The sequence below is a fragment of the Pseudonocardia thermophila genome (assembly GCF_900142365.1).
Taxonomy (GTDB): Bacteria; Actinomycetota; Actinomycetes; order Mycobacteriales; family Pseudonocardiaceae; genus Pseudonocardia; species Pseudonocardia thermophila.
The window spans coordinates 135,757-152,988 of the sequence record NZ_FRAP01000004.1 but is presented as its reverse complement, the minus strand read 5'-3'; the positions used below and the strand labels follow the sequence as shown (position 1 = coordinate 152,988).

Sequence of the window (17,232 nt, the reverse complement as noted above, 5' to 3'; positions counted from 1 at the left end):
CCGTCTCACCCGCGCCGTCTCACGCGCGCCACCTCATCCACGCCACCACGCAGACCGCCAGCCACGCCGCCCCGACCGCCCATCCGGCCACGACGTCGGAGAACCAGTGCACGCCCAGGTAGATGCGGGTGAGCCCGACGAGCCCCGCCCACACCACCGCGGCGAGCACCATCAGCACGCGCGCCGACGCGCTGCGCCCCGCCCACCCGACCACCACCAGCGACCCGATCACGACGATCGACATCGTGGCGTGCCCGGACGGCAGCGACTCGTTCGTCTCGACCACCAGCCGGGTGGCCTCCGGCGGCCGCGGCCGGTCCAGTACCCGCTTCAGCCCGCTGAACGCCGCGGCGGCCCCGCCCGTCGCCGCCGCGACGAACACCGCGTCGGCGCGCCGCCCGGCGAACCACAGCGCGATCCCGGCGAGGCAGGCGAGCGCGGTCATCGCCCACGTCCCACCGGCGTTGGTGATCAGCACCGCGACCGTGGTCAGCGCCGGGGTGCGCACCGAGACGGCTTCCCGCAGCGCCGCCGCGTCCGCCCCGGCTGGGCCCACGCCGGTGGCGGCCGCCCACAGCGCGGCCCCGGCGACGAGCACCAGCGCGACGACGGCCGCGGTCACCCACCGGCCGGTCCGCACGTCCGTCAGCGCGACGTCAACGCCCCCGCCAGGCCCGGTACCGCTTCACGAGGGCGATCGTGGAGGGGTCGAGCCCGCTCGTGTCCGGCTCGGCGGCGGTCAGCACCGGGCCGAGCTGGCGGGCGAGCACCTTGCCCAGCTCGACGCCCCACTGGTCGAACGAGTCGATCCCCCAGATGCTCCCCTCGACGAACACCACGTGCTCGTAGAAGGCGATGATCTGGCCGAGCGTCGACGGCGTGAGCTTCGGCGCCATGATCGTCGACGACGGCCGGTTGCCCGGCATCACCTTGTGCGGGATCAGCTCGGCCGGGGTGCCCTCGGCCGCCAGCTCCTCGGCGGTCTTGCCGAACGCCAGCGCCGCGGTCTGCGCGAACAGGTTCGCGGTGAACAGGTCGTGCATGTCGGTGCCGTCGTCGACCGGAACGACGTGGTTGGGCTCGCCGAACCCGATGAAGTCGGCAGGCACCAGCCGGGTGCCCTGGTGCAGCAGCTGGTAGAAGGCGTGCTGGCCGTTGGTGCCCGGCTCGCCCCAGAAGATCTCGCCGGTGGCCGTGGTGACCGGGCGGCCGTCGGCCTTCACCGACTTGCCGTTGGACTCCATCGTCAGCTGCTGCAGGTAGGCGGGCAGCCGGTGCAGGTACTGGCTGTAGGGCAGCACCGCGTGGGTCTGCACGTCGAAGAAGTTCGCGTACCAGACGTTGAGCAGCCCCGCGATCACCGGCAGGTTCTCCTCCAGCGGCGCGGTGCGGAAGTGCCGGTCCATGGCGTGGAAGCCGGCGAGGAACTCGGCGAACCGCTCCTTGCCGATCGCCACCATGAGCGAGAGGCCGATCGCCGAGTCGACGGAGTAGCGGCCGCCGACCCAGTCCCAGAACCCGAACATGTTGGCCGCGTCGATGCCGAACGCCGACACCGCCTCGGCGTTCGTCGACACCGCGACGAAGTGCTTCGCGACGGCCTCCTCGTCCCCGAGCGCGTCGACCAGCCAGCTGCGCACGACCTTCGCGTTGGTCAGCGTCTCCAGCGTGGTGAACGTCTTCGACGAGACGATGACCAGCGTGCTGGCCGGGTCGAGGTCACGCAGCGCCTCGGAGACGTCGGTCGGGTCGATGTTGGAGACGAACCGCAGCGTGAGGTCGCGGTCGGCGTAGTCCTTCAGCGCCTCGTACGCCATGACCGGGCCGAGGTCGGAGCCGCCGATGCCGATGTTGACGACGGCCCGGATCCGTTCACCCGTGTGGCCGGTCCAGGCACCCGAGCGGACGGCGTCGGCGAACTCGCCCATCCGGTCGAGCACGCGGTGCACGTCGGCCGGCACGTCCTGCCCGTCGACGGTCAGCGCTTGGTCGCGGGGCGCGCGCAGGGCGGTGTGCAGCACCGCGCGGTCCTCGCTGGTGTTGATGTGCGCCCCGGAGAACATCGCCTCGATCCGCTCCGGCAGGTGCGCCGCGCGGGCGAGCGCGGTGAGCAGCGGCAGTGTGTCGCGCGTGATGCGGTGCTTGGAGTAGTCCAGGACGAGATCGGCACCGGTGGCGGTGAGGGCCTCCGCGCGCCCCGGATCATCGGCGAACAGGTCGCGCAGGTGCAGCTCCCCGATCGCTGCGCGGTGCTCGGCGAGCGCCGCCCACTCCGGGGTGGCGGTGATGTCTGCAGGGATCTCGGGGATCACGGGAGTGGACACGTGCCACATCCTGCCGGTGCGCGGACATCACCGCGAGCACCGGGCCGCGTCAGGTGGCGACCGGTGTGGGGTTCACCGGACCGAGGGCATCCGGCATGCGCTCCCACAGCGCGATGCCGCCGAGCAGCCCGGAGATGTTGGGCACGATCGTGCGGTTGGGCCCCAGCTTGTCCGGATCGAGCTTCTTGGCGTTGCCGCCGCCGATGTAGGTGTGGTCGGGCAGCACCATCGCCTCCAGCGCGTCGAGCGCGTTCAGCACCCGGGCGCGCCACTTCTCCTTGCCGACCCGGTGCCGCTCGTGGTCGCCGCAGGCGACCTCGATCGACCGGCCCTCACCGAACCGGCCGTGGGACAGCTCCATGTGCGGCAGCAGCATGCCCTCGTAGAACACCGCGCAGCCGACGCCGGTGCCGAGCGTGACGACGAGCTCCATCCCGTTGCCCGAGACGACCGCGCAGCCCTGCACGTCGGCGTCGTTCGCGACCCGGACCGGTTTGGCGAACCGATCGGCCAGTGCGCTCGCCAGGTCGTAGCCGATCCACAACTCTCGCAGCAGCGGGTCGAAGTCTTCGCCCGGCGCCGGCCGGAGGAACGCGGTGACGTCGCGGACCTTGCCGCGCCGGATCGCGCCCGGGTAGCCGACCGACACCCGGTCGTAGGAATGGCCGGTCTCCGCGGCCAGCGCGGCCAGCTCGTCGAGCAGCACCGCGGGCGTGCACGGGTAGGGCGTCGGACGGCGGACCCGCTCGGTGACCATCTCGCCGTCCGGCGCGAGGACCGCGGCCTTGAGGCCCGAGCCGCCCACGTCGATGGCCAGTGTCAGCGGTCCAGCCATGAACCCCTCCTGCCCGTTCCGTCGTGCCCGAACGACGGTAGCCGTTCGGTCGGGTCCGCGCAGGCGACGACTCGGGGGATACGCACCGCTCGGTGGGCGGTCGGTTCTCGGTGGATCACAGGTCGTGATCTTGAGTTGACGCAGAGTGATCTGTGACGTACGTCGCCGAGCGGGCGACTGCGGCAGGTGACCGGATCTGCACGTGCAGTTGCACGAGTCGCCGTGCGCGCATCGCCGGTGGTCGACGTCCGGCGTTCGGTTGCCGAGAGATCCGCTGACTGGACGTGATAGGGCGGCTCCATCGGGTTAACTGCACTCACTCGACGCGGTGGAGTGATCACGCACAGCTCCCCGGGGCCATCGAGACGAGTGGAGGAAATCACCCGATGAACCGACCCCTGTCTGCACCGGCGAGTGACGTCGCCCTGCTGATCGCCCGCGTCACCTTCGCCGTGGTGATGTTCGCCCACGGCTACGAGAAGCTGTTCGTCATGGGGATCGGTCCGACGACCGAGGGCTTCGAGAAGCTCTCGATCCCGCTGGCCATCGTGTCGGCCTCGTTCGTCACGGTGCTCGAGCTGGCCGGGGCGCTGATGATCCTCTGCGGCGCGCTCACGACGATCGTCTGCGGGCTCTACCTGTTCCAGTTCGTCGGCGCGACCGTGTTCGTGCACGGCCAGCACGGTCTGTTCATCAAGGACAACGGCGCCGAGTACGTGATGGTCATCTGCGCGTTCGCGCTGGTGCTCGCGGCCGCCGGTCCCGGTCGGTTCAGCGTCGACAGGTGGCTGCGTGATCGGCAGGCCCAGCGGGCGTGCGAGCTCGCCCACATGGCCGAGGCCCCGCTGGTCGTCCCGGACCACAGCTCGTCCTCCGTCGCCGAGCCGGTGATCGCGGCGCCCCGTCAGGCCGCGCCGGTCTACCGCGCCGCCGCCCCCGCGCCGGTGGTGCTGCCGCCGCCGTTCGCCCCGGCCCCCGACGAGGATGCGCCGTCCGTCCCGGCGCCGTCCTCCGCGGAGCAGTCCGGGCCGCTGCCGGTCCGCCGTGCGCGGACCGCACACGCCTCCCGCTGACGCCCCCCGAGCGGGAGGGATCCCCGACGGCGGGTCCGGCCTCGACCGGACCCGCCGTCGGTGTTCCCGGCCCTTCGGTCAGTGGTGATCCGCCGGCCCGCTGATTTGAATGAGCACCATGGCGCAGCGCGGCGGAGACGACGCGGTACCGGCCGACGCCCTCACGGCATGGCTCGCCTGCGCCGTCCCCGAGCTGCCGGTCGACGGGCCGGTCGCCGTCGAGCGGATCTCCGGCGGCCACTCCAACCTCACCTACCGCATCACCGACGCCGCGGGCGGCCGGTGGGCGCTGCGCCGCCCGCCGACCGCGATGGTGCTCGCCACCGCTCACGACATGAGCCGCGAATGGCGGTTCCTCACCGCGCTGGCCGACACGCCCGTCCCCGTCCCGCGACCGGTCGCGTACTGCGCCGATCCCGGCGTGATCGGCGCCGAGTTCTACGTCATGGACTACGTCGACGGGCTGGTGCTCGCCACCCGCGCGGACGCCGACCGGCTCGCTGAGCCGGCCCGCGCCCCCGCCGCGTACGCGCTGATCGACGTCCTCGCCGACCTGCACGCCGTCGATCCGGACGCGGTCGGCCTGGGCGACCTGCGCCGCCCCGGCTCCTACCTCGAACGCCAGCTGCGCCGCTGGCACCGCCAGGTCCACGAGTCCCTGGTGCCGGACCTCAGCGTCGTCGACGCAGTGCACGACCGGCTCGTGCGGCGGGCGGCCGAGCTGCCCCCGTCCGAGGTGCGCATCGCGCACGGCGACTACCGGCTCGGCAACGTCGCCGTCGGCCCGGACGGCACGCTGCGCGCCGTCTTCGACTGGGAGCTGGCGACCCTCGGTGACCCGCTGGCCGATCTCGGCTGGCTCGTCGCGTCGTGGGGCCGGCCCGGCGACCGCGAGGTCCCCACGATCGACGGGCCCAGCCTCGCCGCCGGCTTCCCGGACGCCGCCGATCTGGTCGAGCGCTACGCCCGCCGATCCGGCCGCGACGTCGGCGACCTCGCGTTCTACGTGGCGTTCGCCCGCTGGCGCTCGGCGTGCATCGGCGCCGGCGTCTACAGCCGCTACGTCAGCGGCGCCATGGGCGACGCCCCGCCGGACGAGTTCGCCAGGGCCCGGCTGGCCGGCCTGCAGGTGCAGGTCGAGCAGGCCCTCGCCGCGCTCGACTAGGCGGGCTGCTCCACGCGGGCCGGGGTGAGCCGCACCGGCATGGCGTCGAACCCGCGCAGCGTGCGGGTCGGCCGCAGCCGCGGCCGTCCGGCGAGCTCGAGATCGGGGAAGCGCTCGAACAGCTTCTGCAGCCCCACCTCGGCCTCCATCCGGGCGAGCCCGGCGCCGAGGCAGTAGTGGATGCCGCTGGAGAACGCGAGGTGGTCGCCGGCGTTGGCGCGGGTGACGTCGAAGCGGGCCGGGTCGGCGAACACCCGCGGGTCGCGGTTGGCCGCAGCCAGCACCGTGATCACGACCTGCCCGGCCGGGACCGGGATCCCGGCGACCTCGGTGTCGCGCAGCGCGAGCCGCGCGGTCCGCTGCACCGGGGACTCCATGCGCAGCGCCTCGTCGACCGCGGTGGACCACTGCGCCTGGCCCGACTGCAGCAGCGTCAGCTGGTCGCGGTGCGCGGTGAGCAGTGCGACCGCGTTGCCGATCAGGTTGACCGTGGTCTCGAACCCCGCAGCGAGCAGCAGGACCGCGATGGACGCCAGCTCGTCGTCGTCGAGCGCTCCGGCCTCGTCGTGCGCCCGCACCAGGTCGGACAGGATGTTCTGCCCCGGGTTGCGCCGGATCTCGGCGAAGTGGCCGCGCATCCAGTCCTCGAGCGCCTGCAGGCCCCGTTCGGACTCGACGAACTCGCGGTAGGGCAAACCGAAGTCGAGGGACAGGGCGGCCTGCGCGCCCCACTCGAGGAACTGGCGGCGCATCTCGACCGGAGCGCCCATCATCTCGGCGATGACCGTGGCGGGCAGCAGGCTCGCGTAGTCCTCCATCAGGTCGACGGGACCCGGCTTGGCCGCCATCGCGTCGAGCAGCTCGGTGGCGATCTCCTCGGTGCGCCCGCGCAGCCTCGTCACCGCCTTGACGGTGAACGCCCGGGTGACGAGCTTGCGCATCCGGGTGTGGTCCGGCGGGTTCACGACGAGCAGGGCGGGCGGCTCGATCGGGCCGACCGGGCCGGGTCCGGCGAACCGCACGAGCTTCTCCGTCCCCGGCGGAGCGACGGAGTTCGGCCCGACCACGCCGAAGTCCTGGCTGCGCAGGATCTCGGTGCAGACGTCGTGGTCGTGGGCGAGCAGCACCGCGCCGCTGCGGACCAGTCGTCCCTTCGCCCGCAGCGCCTCGTAGGCGGCGTAGGGGTCCTCGATCAGCGCGCGCTCCAGGATCAGCCGTGCGGAGAGCTCGCCCGCCTTCGCCCCGCGCTTGGTCGTGAACCGGATCAGCCCGTGGCGCAGGGCCCAGCGGACCCATCTGCGCAGACCGGTCAGAGTCGGTGTGGTGATCTGCATACCGTCTTCCCCCCTCAACGGAACTTACCGATGGTAACCCGGCGTTCGGAGGCTCCTGAGAGGGTTTTCAGCGGGAGGATCGGGACCCGTGCTGGGGCGGATGCAGGAGTGGGCGGACCCGGGCTGGCGGGCCGCGGCCGTCGACTGGATGGACGCGTGCCCGCCGTGGCCGCGCACCGGGGAGGTCACCCAGCCGCGGGTCCGCCGCTGGGGCAGCGTGCTCACCGCGCCGACCGCGGGCGGGCGGGTGTGGCTCAAGGCCACCGCCGGCGAGACCGCCCACGAGCTCGCGCTCTACCGCGTCTTCGCCGCTGCGGCCCCCGAACCACGTGCCGACCGTCATCGCGCTCGATCCCGAGCGGGGCTGGCTGCTGCTGCGCGACCACGCCCCGGCGCTCGCCGACCCGCGCGCCCCGCTGCCCGCGGCCGTCCTCGTCCGGCACGCCCAGCTGCAGCGGTCGGTCACCCCGCACGCGGCCGCGCTCGTCACCGACGGGGTGCCGGACATGCGGCCCGCGGTGATGCCGCAGCGGTTCGCCGAGGCCGTGGACGCGGTCTCCCGGTTCGTCGCCCGGCACGGCGACGCGGTCGACTCCGCCGTCGTCGACGCGGTGCGGGCCCGGCGGGCGGAGTTCGAGGGCTGGTGCGCCGCGCTGGCCGAGTCACCCGTGCCCGCCTCGGTCGACCACAACGACCTGCACGCGGGCAACGTGCTCGTCGGCGGGGGAGCGGTGCGGTTCTTCGACTGGGGCGATGCCGTGATCGCCCATCCGTTCGCCGTCCTGCTGGTGCCGCTGCAGATGGCGGGGGAGCAGGGGCCGCGGCTGCAGGCGGCCTACCTGCGGGCCTTCGCCGATCTCGCGCCGATGGAGCGGCTGGTGGCCGACGCGGAGCTGGCGTGCCGGGTCGCGGTGATCGCCCGCGTGCTGACCTGGGTGCGGGCGGTCGGCGTCGACGGCGAGGACCTGCGGTTCGCCCGTGCGCCGCTGGAGGCGCTCGCCGCCCTGCTGGAGGTGCCGCCGACGGCGTCGGGTACCACTGAGGGGTGAGCTCCCCGCGGCTGCTGGCCGTCAGCGATCTGCACGTGCGTTACCCGGAGAACCGGGAGGTGCTGGAGGGTCTGCAGCCCGGCTCGGACGGCGACTGGCTGATCGTCGCGGGGGACGTGGCCGACCGGGCCGGGGAGATCGTCGCGACGCTCGACCTGCTGCGGCGCCGGTTCGCGCAGGTCATCTGGGTGCCGGGCAACCACGACCTGTGGACGCACGCTCGTGACGAGGTGACGCTGCGCGGCGAGGCCCGCTACCGCCATCTCGTGGCGGCCTGTCGTGAGCTGGGGGTGCTGACGCCGGAGGACCCCTACCCGGTGTGGGAGGGGCCGGGCGGGCCCGCCGTCGTCGCGCCGCTGTTCCTGCTCTACGACTACTCGTTCCTGCCGGCCGGGGCGGTCACGTCGGAGGAGGGGCTGGAGATCGCCCGCGCCGCCGGGGTCGTCTGCACGGACGAGTACCTGCTGCATCCCGACCCGTACCCGAGCCGGACGGCGTGGTGCCGCGCCCGGGTCGCCGAGGCGGAGGAGCGGCTGGCCACGATCGATCCGGGGCTGCCGACCGTGCTGATCAACCACTGGCCGCTGACCCGGCTGTCGACGCGGGTGCTGCGCTACCCGGAGTTCGCGCTGTGGTGCGGCACGGACCGCACGGCCGACTGGCACGTGCGGTTCCGCGCCGCCGCCGTCGTCTACGGGCACCTGCACATCCCGCGGGTGATCGTCGAGGACGGCGTGCGGTTCGTCGAGGCGTCGCTGGGCTACCCGCGGGAGTGGAAGCCCCGCGACGCCCGGCTGGGCACCGATGTGCGGCGCCTGTTGCCGCGTCAGATCCTGCCGGCGCCGCGGGTGCCGTAGCGGCGGCGGAACTTCTCGACCTGACCGGCCGAGTCGAGCACGCGCGAGCTGCCCGTCCAGAACGGGTGGGAGTAGCGCGTGCGATCGACCTTGATCAACGGGTAGGTGCGGCCGTCGGACCACTCGATCGTCTGCGTGGACGTCTCGGTGGAGCCGGTCAGGAACGCGTCACCGGTCGTGCGGTCCTGGTAGACGACGGGGCGGTAGGCGGGGTGGATGTTCGAGCGCATGCCCCGGTAACGACAATCGTTGTCAATTAATTCCGGGTCAGGGTTGCTTGCGGCCGATCACCACGAGCGTGCCCTGGTCCGGGTCGAGCCGGTGCTCGGCCCGCAGTCCGGCGGCGGTGACGGCGGCCAGCGCCGCGTCGCGCTGGCCCACGTCGGCCTCGGCGAGCACGTAGCCGCCGGAGGTGAGCCACCGCGGCGCCACGCGCATGAGCCGGCGCAGCAGGTCCAGCCCGTCGGGGCCGCCGTCGAGGGCCACGCGCGACTCGTGGTCGCGGGCCTCGGTCGGCATGTGCGGGATCTCGGTCGTCGGGACGTACGGGACGTTGGCGACGAGCACGTCCACCCGCCCGGCCAGCCCCCGGGGCAGCGGCTCGTCGAGATCGCCCTGGTGGACCTGCCCGATCCCGGCGAGGTTGCGCCGGGCGCACGCCACGGCGGCCGGGTCGATGTCGGCGGCGTGCAGCTCCACGTCCGGGAGGGCCGCCGCGATCGACGCCCCGACGGCCCCGCTCCCGCAGCACAGGTCGACCACGATCGCGCCGGGCCGGCAGCGCGCCACAGCTTGGGCCACGAGCAGCTCGGTGCGGCGGCGGGGCACGAACACGCCGGGATCGACGGCGAAGACGTGTCCGCAGAACTCGACCCAGCCGAGCACGTGCTCCAGGGGCACGCCGGCGGTGCGGCGCGCGACCATCGCGTCGACCTCCTCGTCCGAGTCGGCGGTCGCGATGATCAGATCGGCCTCCTCCTCCGCGAAGACGCAACCCGCCTTGCGCAAGCGGGTGGCGAGTTCATCCGGATGGGGCAAGGCCGAGACCTCCTCACGGTGGCCACGCGTGATGGTAGTTGCCGAGTGGCACTCTCACGTACACCGACGATGAGGATTCGCCTGCTTTCACGCGTCTGTCCGATCATGCGTAGTCGGGCAGCTCCACGCCGTTGATCGCGCGCTCGACGAGCGGCATGAGTGCTTCCACGTCGGGCTCGACCGGTTCGGGTGTGATCAAGCTCTCCGCGTGCAGCCGGCCGATCTCCTGGTTGGCCTCGACGTAGGGGCGCATCAGTTCCTCGTAGCGGGTGAACCCGGCCGCGGGGTCCCAGCCGGCGGCCGCCAGCTCCCCGGCCAGCAGGTAGGCGCCGACCAGGGCGAGCCCGGTACCGCCGCCGGACATGGGTGACGAGCAGAACGCCGCGTCCCCGAGCAGGGCGACCCGGCCGAGCGACCAGCGGTCCATCACCACCTGCGCCACCTGGTCGAGGTAGAAGTCCGGGGCCGTGTCCAGGTGGGCGAGCAGGCGCGGGGCGACCCACCCCAGCCCGGCGGTGCGCTCCCGCAGCAGCGCCTTCTGCTCGGCGACGTCGCGGTGGTCGACGGCGAAGTCGGGGGACGGGAAGGAGAAGACGGCCATCGCCCGATCGGGGTCGGGGAGGGGGCGCAGGAGCACCGAGCGCCCGGACGGGTGATCTTCGTGGTTGAGTACCCAACGGCGCAGGCCGAACTCGTTCGGGACGGTGTAGAAGGCCAGCACCAGCCCGAGGTGTCGGACGAACTGCTCGGGCGGGCCGAAGACCAGCTCGCGCAGTCCCGAGTGCAGCCCGTCCGCGCCGACGACGAGGTCGAACCGGCGTTGATCGCCGCTCGCGAGCACGACGTCCACCCCGTCCGCGTGCTGGGTGAGGTCGACGATCCGGTCGCCGAAGCGGTACTCGGCCCGGTCCCGGGTGTCGTCGTGGAGGAGGCGGGCCAGGTCGCCGCGGAGGACCTCGACATCGGCGATGAACCCGTCACCGCCGGCGTCGTCCGCCCGGAAGGTCTGCCGGACGGTTCCGTCCGCGTCGACGGTGTGGGCGCCCGCGGTCTCGGTGCGGACAGCGCGCACCGCAGCCTCTACACCCATCCGCCGGATGACCTCCTTGGCGACGCCGCGTGCGTCGACCGCCTGGCCGCCGGGCCGCAGGCCGGGGGACCGCTCCACGACGGTGACCTCGGCACCCCGGCGGTGCAGCCAGTGGGCGAGCGCCGGGCCGGCGATGCTCGCTCCCGCCACCAGTACCCTGATCGACTTCGTCATGGGGTGCTCCTCACGCACCGTTCGGATCCTTCCCGGGGATGGACCGGAGTGTGAGGTGGAACTCATCGGTCGCCGGGACGATGGATGCGGGAGGTGAATGCGAAAAGGCCCCGGTCGCCTGGAGCGGCCGGGGCCCGATGTGGTGCGCGATACTGGGATTGAACCAGTGACCTCTTCCGTGTCAGGGAAGCGCTCTCCCACTGAGCTAATCGCGCGAGGCGGAGGCGGGAATCGAACCCGCGTGCAGGGCTTTGCAGGCCCTTGCCTAAACCACTCGGCCACTCCGCCGAACCCTCGGAGTGCTCCGTGGTTCGAGCTCGGGAGGTCCGATGTTCCTCCGAGCGGACGACGGGACTCGAACCCGCGACCCTCACCTTGGCAAGGTGATGCGCTACCAACTGCGCTACGTCCGCCTGTGCAGCGTTTCCGCTGCGTTGACGTGAAGAACTCTAGCAGAGCCTCCGCGGGGGTTCACGCCACCCCCCTCTTTGGCCGTGCAGGCCGTCTGACCTGCGACTTAGTCGCGCGCCGGGTCGTTCAGGAGGTCGGCCAGCGCAAGATCGAAGTCGAGCCAGTCGTACTCCGAGTTCGGCGGCACGGCCTCGTAGGTGCGGCGCAGGAAGTCGCCGAGCGTCTGGGCGCACGTGATGAACACCGCGTGCCCCGACGGCGACGACAGCTCGAGCTGCACCTTGCCCGGGTTCCCCGGCGCGGGCTGCACCCGCACGTCGCCCGTGCCAGCCGACCCGACGAGACCCTCCTGAAGCAGGTCGCGCGCGAACACCCAGTCGACCGCCGTCCCGTGGCCGGTGCGGAACGACGCCTGCACGGCGTAGGGGTCGCGGCTGTTGTAGGTCAGGTCGACATTGACGGGCACGACCGGAGCATCTGGGGCGATCAGCTCGAACACCGCCGGTGAGCAGATGACCGTGTGCTCGTCGCGCATCCTTCGTCCTCTTTCGCCAGTCCCCGCTTGGTCTGTCAGTCGAGGAAACGATCGCGGCGCGCGGGCGTGACGGGTGGGACGCGAGTCGCGGGCCGAAATTCTCTTCATCACTCTGACGGGTCAGCGCGCCGCGACCCGGCGACCACCGACCCGGTGATCATGACCAACTCTTGGTGCTGGGCCCCGGAGCTGCGACGACGGTGCGGCGTGCCGAGACCTCGCCGGTGTGGAGCGTGACGGGGCGTGCCGTGGCCGGTACGGTCCGCAGCGACCCGTTCGGCCTCTCCCTCCCCCGTCCGGTGGACCCCTGCGGTGCGCCCCCGGCCGCGAGGTCGCGAACGGCGGAACTGCCGGGGCCGGACGGCCGTCCTCCGTACGATCGGAAGTCGCGAGCGTGACCGGTGGAGGGGACCGAGTGGCTGACGGCGACCCGGACGTCGGAACGACGGTGGCACCGTCGGGCTTCCGCGCGCGTCTGGCTAGGCGGCCGGTGCTCCTGCAGGCCTGGCGCGTGCTCGTGGCCGTCGTCGGGCTCGTCGTGCTCGCCCTCGGGATCGTCGCCATCCCGTACCCGGGTCCGGGCTGGCTGATCGTCTTCACCGGCCTGGCGATCCTCGCCAGCGAGTTCGCCTGGGCGCAGCGGATCCTCCGCTTCGCGCGCGGGAAGTACGACGCCTGGACCGCGTGGCTGCGCCGCCAGAGCCTCCCCGTCCGCGCTCTCGTCCTGTCCGCCACCGGCCTCGTCGTCGTGACCACCCTGTGGGTCGTCGGCGCGTTCGGCGTGGTCGCGGGCTGGGTGGGGCTGGAAGGGTGGACCTGGTTGCAGAGCCCGTTGGTGGGGTGAGGTAGTGTGTTGTCCCGCAAGGGCGATTAGCTCAGGGGGAGAGCGCTTCGTTCACACCGAAGAGGTCACTGGTTCGATCCCAGTATCGCCCACCGCAGGTCAGAGGCCCTGCCGGAGATCATCCGGCGGGGCCTCTGCCGTTGTGGGGCCGCGACGTGCAGCGGTAGGCCGTAGCGGTCAGGCGTCGATGCGCCACGAGCGAGAGCACGCTCGAGATCCCGACCGTGCCGTCCCTGGCGCGGAACCCGATCAGCCGGCGGTGTCGAGAGCGGCGGTGTCGAGGGCAGCGGTGTCGAGGGCAGCGGTGTCGACGACGGGCACGCCGAGGACCGCGCTCGCCCGGCGCGCCGCGTCCGCGCCGAGGGGTTCGCCGACACTGGCCACCATCCGCAGTGCAGGCAGCGCCGGTCCGGTCGTCCGAGAGCGCAGCAGCCGGCGGATCGTCCCCGGTGTTGTGCACCAGACGGTGACCCGGTGGTCGACGAGGACGCGGTAGCAGCGGCGGATGTCGAGATCGGTGCGGGCGGTCAGCACGGTGGCGCCCGCTGCCAGCGGAGCGAGGAGGCCGTGGACCGTGCCGCTGGGGGTGCCCGGGTCGACGGTGCACCACACGACGTCGCCGGGTCCGAGATCGAGCGCGGCACGGGCGGTGGCCAGGTGCGCGGTGACGACCTCGTGAGCTTGCAGGATGCCCGTCGGACCGGCCGGGCCGTCGCTGACGTGCAGCAGAGCCGGGTCGTCGGGATCGGCGCGGGGTGCGTCGAAGGTCGGCGAGGCCACGTCCATCAGAGCCGCCAGATCGAGCGTGTCCGGCGGCACCGCGCCGGTCGCGGTGACCACCAGGACGGCGCGCAGGTCCGGCAGCCGGTCACGGATCGGCGCGACGGTGCACGCGTACAGCTGCGGTGTGGTGATCAGCACTGCGGCGCTGCTCAGCGCCAGCCGTTCCCGGACGGGCTGCGGTCCGAGCGCGGGGGAGAGCGGCGCCACCACCACACGGCTCGTGAACGCGCCCAGCACCGCGACGGGCAGCTGCGGCACGGGTGGCAGCAGCGTGCCCAGCCGCTCACCCGGCAGGACGCCGAGCCGGTGCAGGACGCCCGCGAAGCGGGCGGTCTCGTCGGCGAGCTGGGCGTAGGTCAGGTCGTGCGCGATGTCGTGCCGGTCGAGCCGGCGCAGCGCCGGTACCCGCGCGAGCGTCCCGGTCGCGTGCCGGTCCACCAGCTCGTGGACGACGCTCGCTCCGCCGGGCACGGCGGGGATCCGGTCGGCCGGGATCCGGTCGGCGGGGTCAGCGACACGGTCCACCAGCAGTCCGGGACGCGATCGGGCCGGGGCCGTGCCGACACGGGAGTCCATGCTGTCGAGGGTGGTGAGGTGCGCTGTCCTGCGCCCGGGCCGGAGGGGCCGGATGCGCAGGACCTCCGGCCCCACGGGTCCGGTCCGTCGGCGCGGTTCGGCGGGGTCCTCCGATCGACCGACACCGGGATCGTCCCCTGCACCGGCCGTCCGCCCGACGGTGGCGGAGTCCGGTTCGCGAGACCTTTGCGGCACCGGGGAAACACCCGGGAACCACGACGAAGGAGCTGATCCCGATGACCACCACCACGATCCCCGCCCCGGCCGCTTCGACCGCCGCGCAGACGAGCAACCGCGGCAAGGGCATCGCCCTCGCCCTCGCCGGTGTCGTCGCGGGCGCCGGCATCGCCACCGGACTCGTCCTCGGGTTCAGCGGAACCCCCGGCCAGGCCGAGCCCGCCCCGACGCCGAGCACGATCGTGATCGACGGCGGTCCAGCTGCGAACACCTCCGGTGGGAGCGTGATCCACCACCACGTCACCCCGCCCGCCCCGCCGGTGCAGCCGTCGGTGGCGATCGAGACCCTGCAGAGGGAGCTCGCCCAGCTCAACTACTACGAGGGCCCGATCACGGGGATCATGAACGCGCAGACCAGGCAGGCGATCACGTACCTGCAGCGGGACGCGGGGCTGCCGCAGACCGGCCAGATGACCGCCGCCACGCAGGCCGCGCTGGCGAACTTCCTGGCCCACGGCAACAACCAGATGAACAGCTGAGCGGACAGCGCCTCGTCGGGCACCACGTGCGGGCATGTGGTGCTCGGCGCGTGTGAGCAGCGAGCATGCCGGGTCAGTGGTCGCAGGCGACGCCGTCGCGGTCCCGGTCGAGCCCCGGCCGGTACCCCGGTTCACCCGCTCGGATCGGCGCCGCCCCCGCTCTCCGGGCCGCCGCGCAGTTCTCGTAGTAGACGGCCGTCGGCGCCCGCTCCTCGGTGGTGGGAGTCCGGGCGGATCCACCGGACGGCGCGGCGACGGTGGGGACGAGGCGCGGGACGGTGGTGGTTCGTGGGCGACGCACCTCGGCGGTAGCGCGCGGGACGGCTCGCGTCGGAATCGGCGTCGCCGTCGTCCGGCGCTCCGGCGGGACCGTGGGGAGCGTGATCGGCAACGCCTGGACGAACTGCTTCGCCCGGTCCATCAGCACTCGTGGCCCCACGGACGGCGACACCACGAGGAAGCCGATGAGCAGGAGCAGGAGCAGACATCCGCAACCACGTCGATCGGACACCTGCCGGACTCGCGTGATCGCTGACGGGTGTTACCCGCGATCGGTCACAGACCGAGCTCAGCGAGGATCGGCGGCCAGGCCTCCCGCCACGGCGCCGCGGCCTCGAAGGCGGCGGAGGCGCGCAGCACGAGCGCGTCGTCGAGCCGTCGCCCGACGATCTGCAGGCCGACCGGGAGCCCGTCCTCGGTGAAGCCGGCCGGAACCGTCGCCGCCGGTTGCCCGGTGAAGTTGAACGGGAACGTGAACGACAGCCAGTAGAACCCGTCGACGTCACGGCCGTCGATCGTCGGCGGTCCCTGCAGGCCGTGCTCGAACGGCGGCACCGCGAGCGTGGGGGTGAGCAGCAGGTCGTAGCTGCGGAAGAACCGCCACGAGGCGTTGTAGACGGCCTTGCGCTGCACGACGGCGCTGGTGAGCTGTTCGGCCGTCCACTCCGTGCGCAGCACGCCGACGAGGTGCGGGGACATGCGGTCGCCGAGCTCGTCGGCGAGCCGGCGCAGGCCCGCGATGTCGCTCTCGCACATGATCAGCGGTAGGAGCGCCTCGTAGGGATCGCTCCAGCCGGGATCGGCCGGCTCGACGGTGCACCCGAGATCGCGCTCGAAGACCGTCACCGCCCGGTCGACCACGGCCCGCACCTGCGGGTCGACGGCCGCGTAACCCAGGTCCGGGCTGTAGGCGACGCGGACGCCCCGCAGATCCCCGTCGACGGCGCGCCGCCAGTCCACGTCGTCGGAGGGGATGCTGAGCCGGTCGCGGTCGTCGAACCCGGCGATCACCGACAGGACGAGGGCGGCGTCGGCGACGGTGCGGGTGATCGGGCCGATGTGCTCGAGCGACTCCCAGCTGGACACGCCGGGGTAGCGCTCGTCCTTCGTGCCCGGCCAGAGCGGCACGCGGCCCATCGTCGGCTTGATCCCGTACAGCCCGCAGAAGCTCGCCGGGATGCGGATGGAGCCGCCGCCGTCGCTGCCGAGCGAGAACGGCCCGACGCCGGTGGCGACCGCGGCCCCGGACCCCGCCGACGAACCACCGGACGTGCGATCGAGGTTCCACGGGTTGCGGGTCGGCTCGGCGATCGGCGTCTGCCCGGTGCCGGAGTAGCCGAACTCCGGCACCTGCGTCTTGCCGATCACGATCGCGCCGGCGTCCTTGATCCGTTCGACGACGACGTCGTCCTCGTCCGGCACGAAGTCGCGGTAGGCGTGCGACCCGGACGCGGTGCGGATCCCCTTCGTGTAGATCAGGTCCTTCACGCCGGTGGGGACGCCGGCCAGCGGCCCGACCTCGCGGCCCGCTGCGATCTCGGCCTCGATCCGCTTCGCCTCCTGGCGTGCGAGGTCGGGCACGACCGTGGTGAACATGTGGAGGACGGGATCGAGCCGGTCCAGCCGGTCGAGTACGGCGTCGACCACCTCGACGGGGGAGAGCTCCTTCGCGGCGATGCGCCGCGCGAGCTCGATGGTGTCCATCCGGCAGATGTCGCTGTTGGTCGCCATCGTCCGCCTCCGCGCGATCTGACCGTCCCGCTCAGGGGCTCGATGGTAGGGCCGAATCACTGGGAGGTCATGCGGCCGTACGGTCGAACAGCGCACGCTTACGGAGGCAGCGTGCTGCTGCCGTTTCCGCTACGGGTTTCCAGCGCGCGCACGCGGATCTGCCCAGGAATCCGCACCGGCGCTTCCGACGGGGGCTCCGCCGACAGATTCCGCCGATTCCCTCGGTCCTGCCCGGCTTCTCGGAAATTCCGCACCGGCGACGATCCACCCGCTCGGCGTGCGCGGGCCGGGCCCGACCGTCGTGACCATGCAGCGGGACGGGATCGAGCCGGTCCAGCCGGTCGAGGACGACGTCCACCACGTCGCCGGTGCTCGACGTCGGCCGGGCCGGCTCGCGCACAGGTCGGATCTTCGGCCG

The 17,232-nt window shown here is 72.7% G+C and carries 17 protein-coding genes and 4 tRNA genes; 7 read left to right on the top strand and 14 right to left on the bottom strand.

Annotation, left to right across the window (positions count from 1 at the left end; all coding sequences use genetic code 11):
- Window positions 1-19: 19 nt before the first annotated feature.
- The 3 genes from BUE41_RS07105 to BUE41_RS07095 are packed head-to-tail and all read right to left on the bottom strand — an operon-like array spanning window position 20 to window position 3,159.
- Window positions 20-640 carry a phosphatase PAP2 family protein gene (locus tag BUE41_RS07105; RefSeq protein ID WP_084754543.1) on the bottom strand — a complete coding sequence of 207 codons (621 nt, stop codon included), beginning with the start codon at window positions 638-640 and terminating at the stop codon, window positions 20-22.
- A gap of 16 nt (window positions 641-656) precedes the next feature.
- Complete coding sequence (pgi, locus tag BUE41_RS07100) at window positions 657-2,324, bottom strand: glucose-6-phosphate isomerase (protein WP_234997025.1); 1,668 nt, start codon at window positions 2,322-2,324, stop codon at window positions 657-659.
- A 49-nt stretch (window positions 2,325-2,373) separates the two neighbouring features.
- Entirely contained in the window at window positions 2,374-3,159 is a 786-nt protein-coding gene (locus BUE41_RS07095) for an ROK family protein (protein ID WP_073456081.1), read from the bottom strand.
- Window positions 3,160-3,545: 386 nt separating this feature from the next.
- Between BUE41_RS07095 and BUE41_RS07090 the strand changes: the two genes are divergently transcribed.
- On the top strand, window positions 3,546-4,232 hold the full coding sequence (locus BUE41_RS07090; protein WP_073456079.1) for a DoxX family protein: 687 nt from the start codon (window positions 3,546-3,548) through the stop codon (window positions 4,230-4,232).
- A 109-nt stretch (window positions 4,233-4,341) separates the two neighbouring features.
- Entirely contained in the window at window positions 4,342-5,397 is a 1,056-nt protein-coding gene (locus BUE41_RS07085) for a phosphotransferase family protein (RefSeq protein ID WP_084754541.1), read from the top strand.
- On the opposite strand, the gene BUE41_RS07080 is transcribed toward BUE41_RS07085, so the two are convergent.
- Complete coding sequence (locus BUE41_RS07080) at window positions 5,394-6,731, bottom strand: cytochrome P450 (protein ID WP_073456077.1); 1,338 nt, start codon at window positions 6,729-6,731, stop codon at window positions 5,394-5,396. The genes BUE41_RS07085 and BUE41_RS07080 overlap by 4 nt on opposite strands.
- 329 nt (window positions 6,732-7,060) lie before the next feature.
- On the opposite strand from BUE41_RS07080, the gene BUE41_RS07075 reads away from it, so the two are divergent.
- Window positions 7,061-7,780 carry a phosphotransferase gene (locus BUE41_RS07075; protein WP_159444872.1) on the top strand — a complete coding sequence of 240 codons (720 nt, stop codon included), beginning with the start codon at window positions 7,061-7,063 and terminating at the stop codon, window positions 7,778-7,780.
- Window positions 7,777-8,637, top strand: coding sequence for a metallophosphoesterase family protein (locus BUE41_RS07070; protein ID WP_073456075.1), 861 nt, complete (start codon window positions 7,777-7,779; stop codon window positions 8,635-8,637). The genes BUE41_RS07075 and BUE41_RS07070 overlap by 4 nt, the downstream gene beginning before the upstream one ends.
- Here BUE41_RS07070 and BUE41_RS07065 read toward each other — a convergent pair.
- The 7 genes from BUE41_RS07065 to BUE41_RS07035 form a co-directional block, all read right to left on the bottom strand.
- The gene (locus tag BUE41_RS07065; protein WP_073456074.1) at window positions 8,607-8,867 is read right to left on the bottom strand and encodes a type B 50S ribosomal protein L31; all 261 of its coding nucleotides are present in this window, start codon (window positions 8,865-8,867) and stop codon (window positions 8,607-8,609) included. The two genes, BUE41_RS07070 and BUE41_RS07065, sit on opposite strands and share 31 nt — an antisense overlap.
- Window positions 8,868-8,904: 37 nt before the next feature.
- On the bottom strand, window positions 8,905-9,675 hold the full coding sequence (locus BUE41_RS07060) for a putative protein N(5)-glutamine methyltransferase (RefSeq protein ID WP_073456073.1): 771 nt from the start codon (window positions 9,673-9,675) through the stop codon (window positions 8,905-8,907).
- 103 nt (window positions 9,676-9,778) lie between these two features.
- Window positions 9,779-10,939, bottom strand: a complete 1,161-nt coding sequence (locus BUE41_RS07055) for an FAD-dependent monooxygenase (protein ID WP_073456071.1) — start codon at window positions 10,937-10,939, stop codon at window positions 9,779-9,781.
- 140 nt (window positions 10,940-11,079) lie between these two features.
- Window positions 11,080-11,154, bottom strand: a tRNA-Val gene (locus tag BUE41_RS07050).
- A 1-nt stretch (window position 11,155) separates the two neighbouring features.
- Window positions 11,156-11,227: transfer RNA gene (locus BUE41_RS07045), tRNA-Cys, on the bottom strand.
- Window positions 11,228-11,279: 52 nt separating this feature from the next.
- Window positions 11,280-11,352, bottom strand: a tRNA-Gly gene (locus BUE41_RS07040).
- A 104-nt stretch (window positions 11,353-11,456) separates the two neighbouring features.
- Window positions 11,457-11,885, bottom strand: coding sequence for an SsgA family sporulation/cell division regulator (locus BUE41_RS07035; protein WP_073456070.1), 429 nt, complete (start codon window positions 11,883-11,885; stop codon window positions 11,457-11,459).
- A 415-nt stretch (window positions 11,886-12,300) separates the two neighbouring features.
- Here BUE41_RS07035 and BUE41_RS07030 point away from each other — a divergent pair, with 415 nt between their 5' ends.
- The gene (locus tag BUE41_RS07030) at window positions 12,301-12,729 is read left to right on the top strand and encodes a TIGR02611 family protein (protein ID WP_234997024.1); all 429 of its coding nucleotides are present in this window, start codon (window positions 12,301-12,303) and stop codon (window positions 12,727-12,729) included.
- A 20-nt stretch (window positions 12,730-12,749) separates the two neighbouring features.
- A tRNA-Val gene (locus BUE41_RS07025) sits at window positions 12,750-12,821 on the top strand.
- Window positions 12,822-12,978: 157 nt separating this feature from the next.
- On the opposite strand, the gene BUE41_RS07020 is transcribed toward BUE41_RS07025, so the two are convergent.
- Window positions 12,979-14,037 (bottom strand): AMP-binding protein, encoded by a 1,059-nt coding sequence (locus BUE41_RS07020; protein WP_159444871.1) that lies wholly within the window; start codon window positions 14,035-14,037, stop codon window positions 12,979-12,981.
- 287 nt (window positions 14,038-14,324) lie between these two features.
- Here BUE41_RS07020 and BUE41_RS07015 point away from each other — a divergent pair, with 287 nt between their 5' ends.
- Window positions 14,325-14,804: a peptidoglycan-binding domain-containing protein gene (locus tag BUE41_RS07015; RefSeq protein WP_073456064.1), complete on the top strand. Its 480-nt coding sequence runs from the start codon at window positions 14,325-14,327 to the stop codon at window positions 14,802-14,804.
- Between the two features lie 73 nt (window positions 14,805-14,877).
- Here BUE41_RS07015 and BUE41_RS29525 read toward each other — a convergent pair whose 3' ends face one another.
- Complete coding sequence (locus BUE41_RS29525) at window positions 14,878-15,225, bottom strand: excalibur calcium-binding domain-containing protein (protein WP_084754537.1); 348 nt, start codon at window positions 15,223-15,225, stop codon at window positions 14,878-14,880.
- 134 nt (window positions 15,226-15,359) lie between these two features.
- Complete coding sequence (locus BUE41_RS07005; protein ID WP_073456062.1) at window positions 15,360-16,814, bottom strand: amidase; 1,455 nt, start codon at window positions 16,812-16,814, stop codon at window positions 15,360-15,362.
- Window positions 16,815-17,232: the final 418 nt, after the last annotated feature.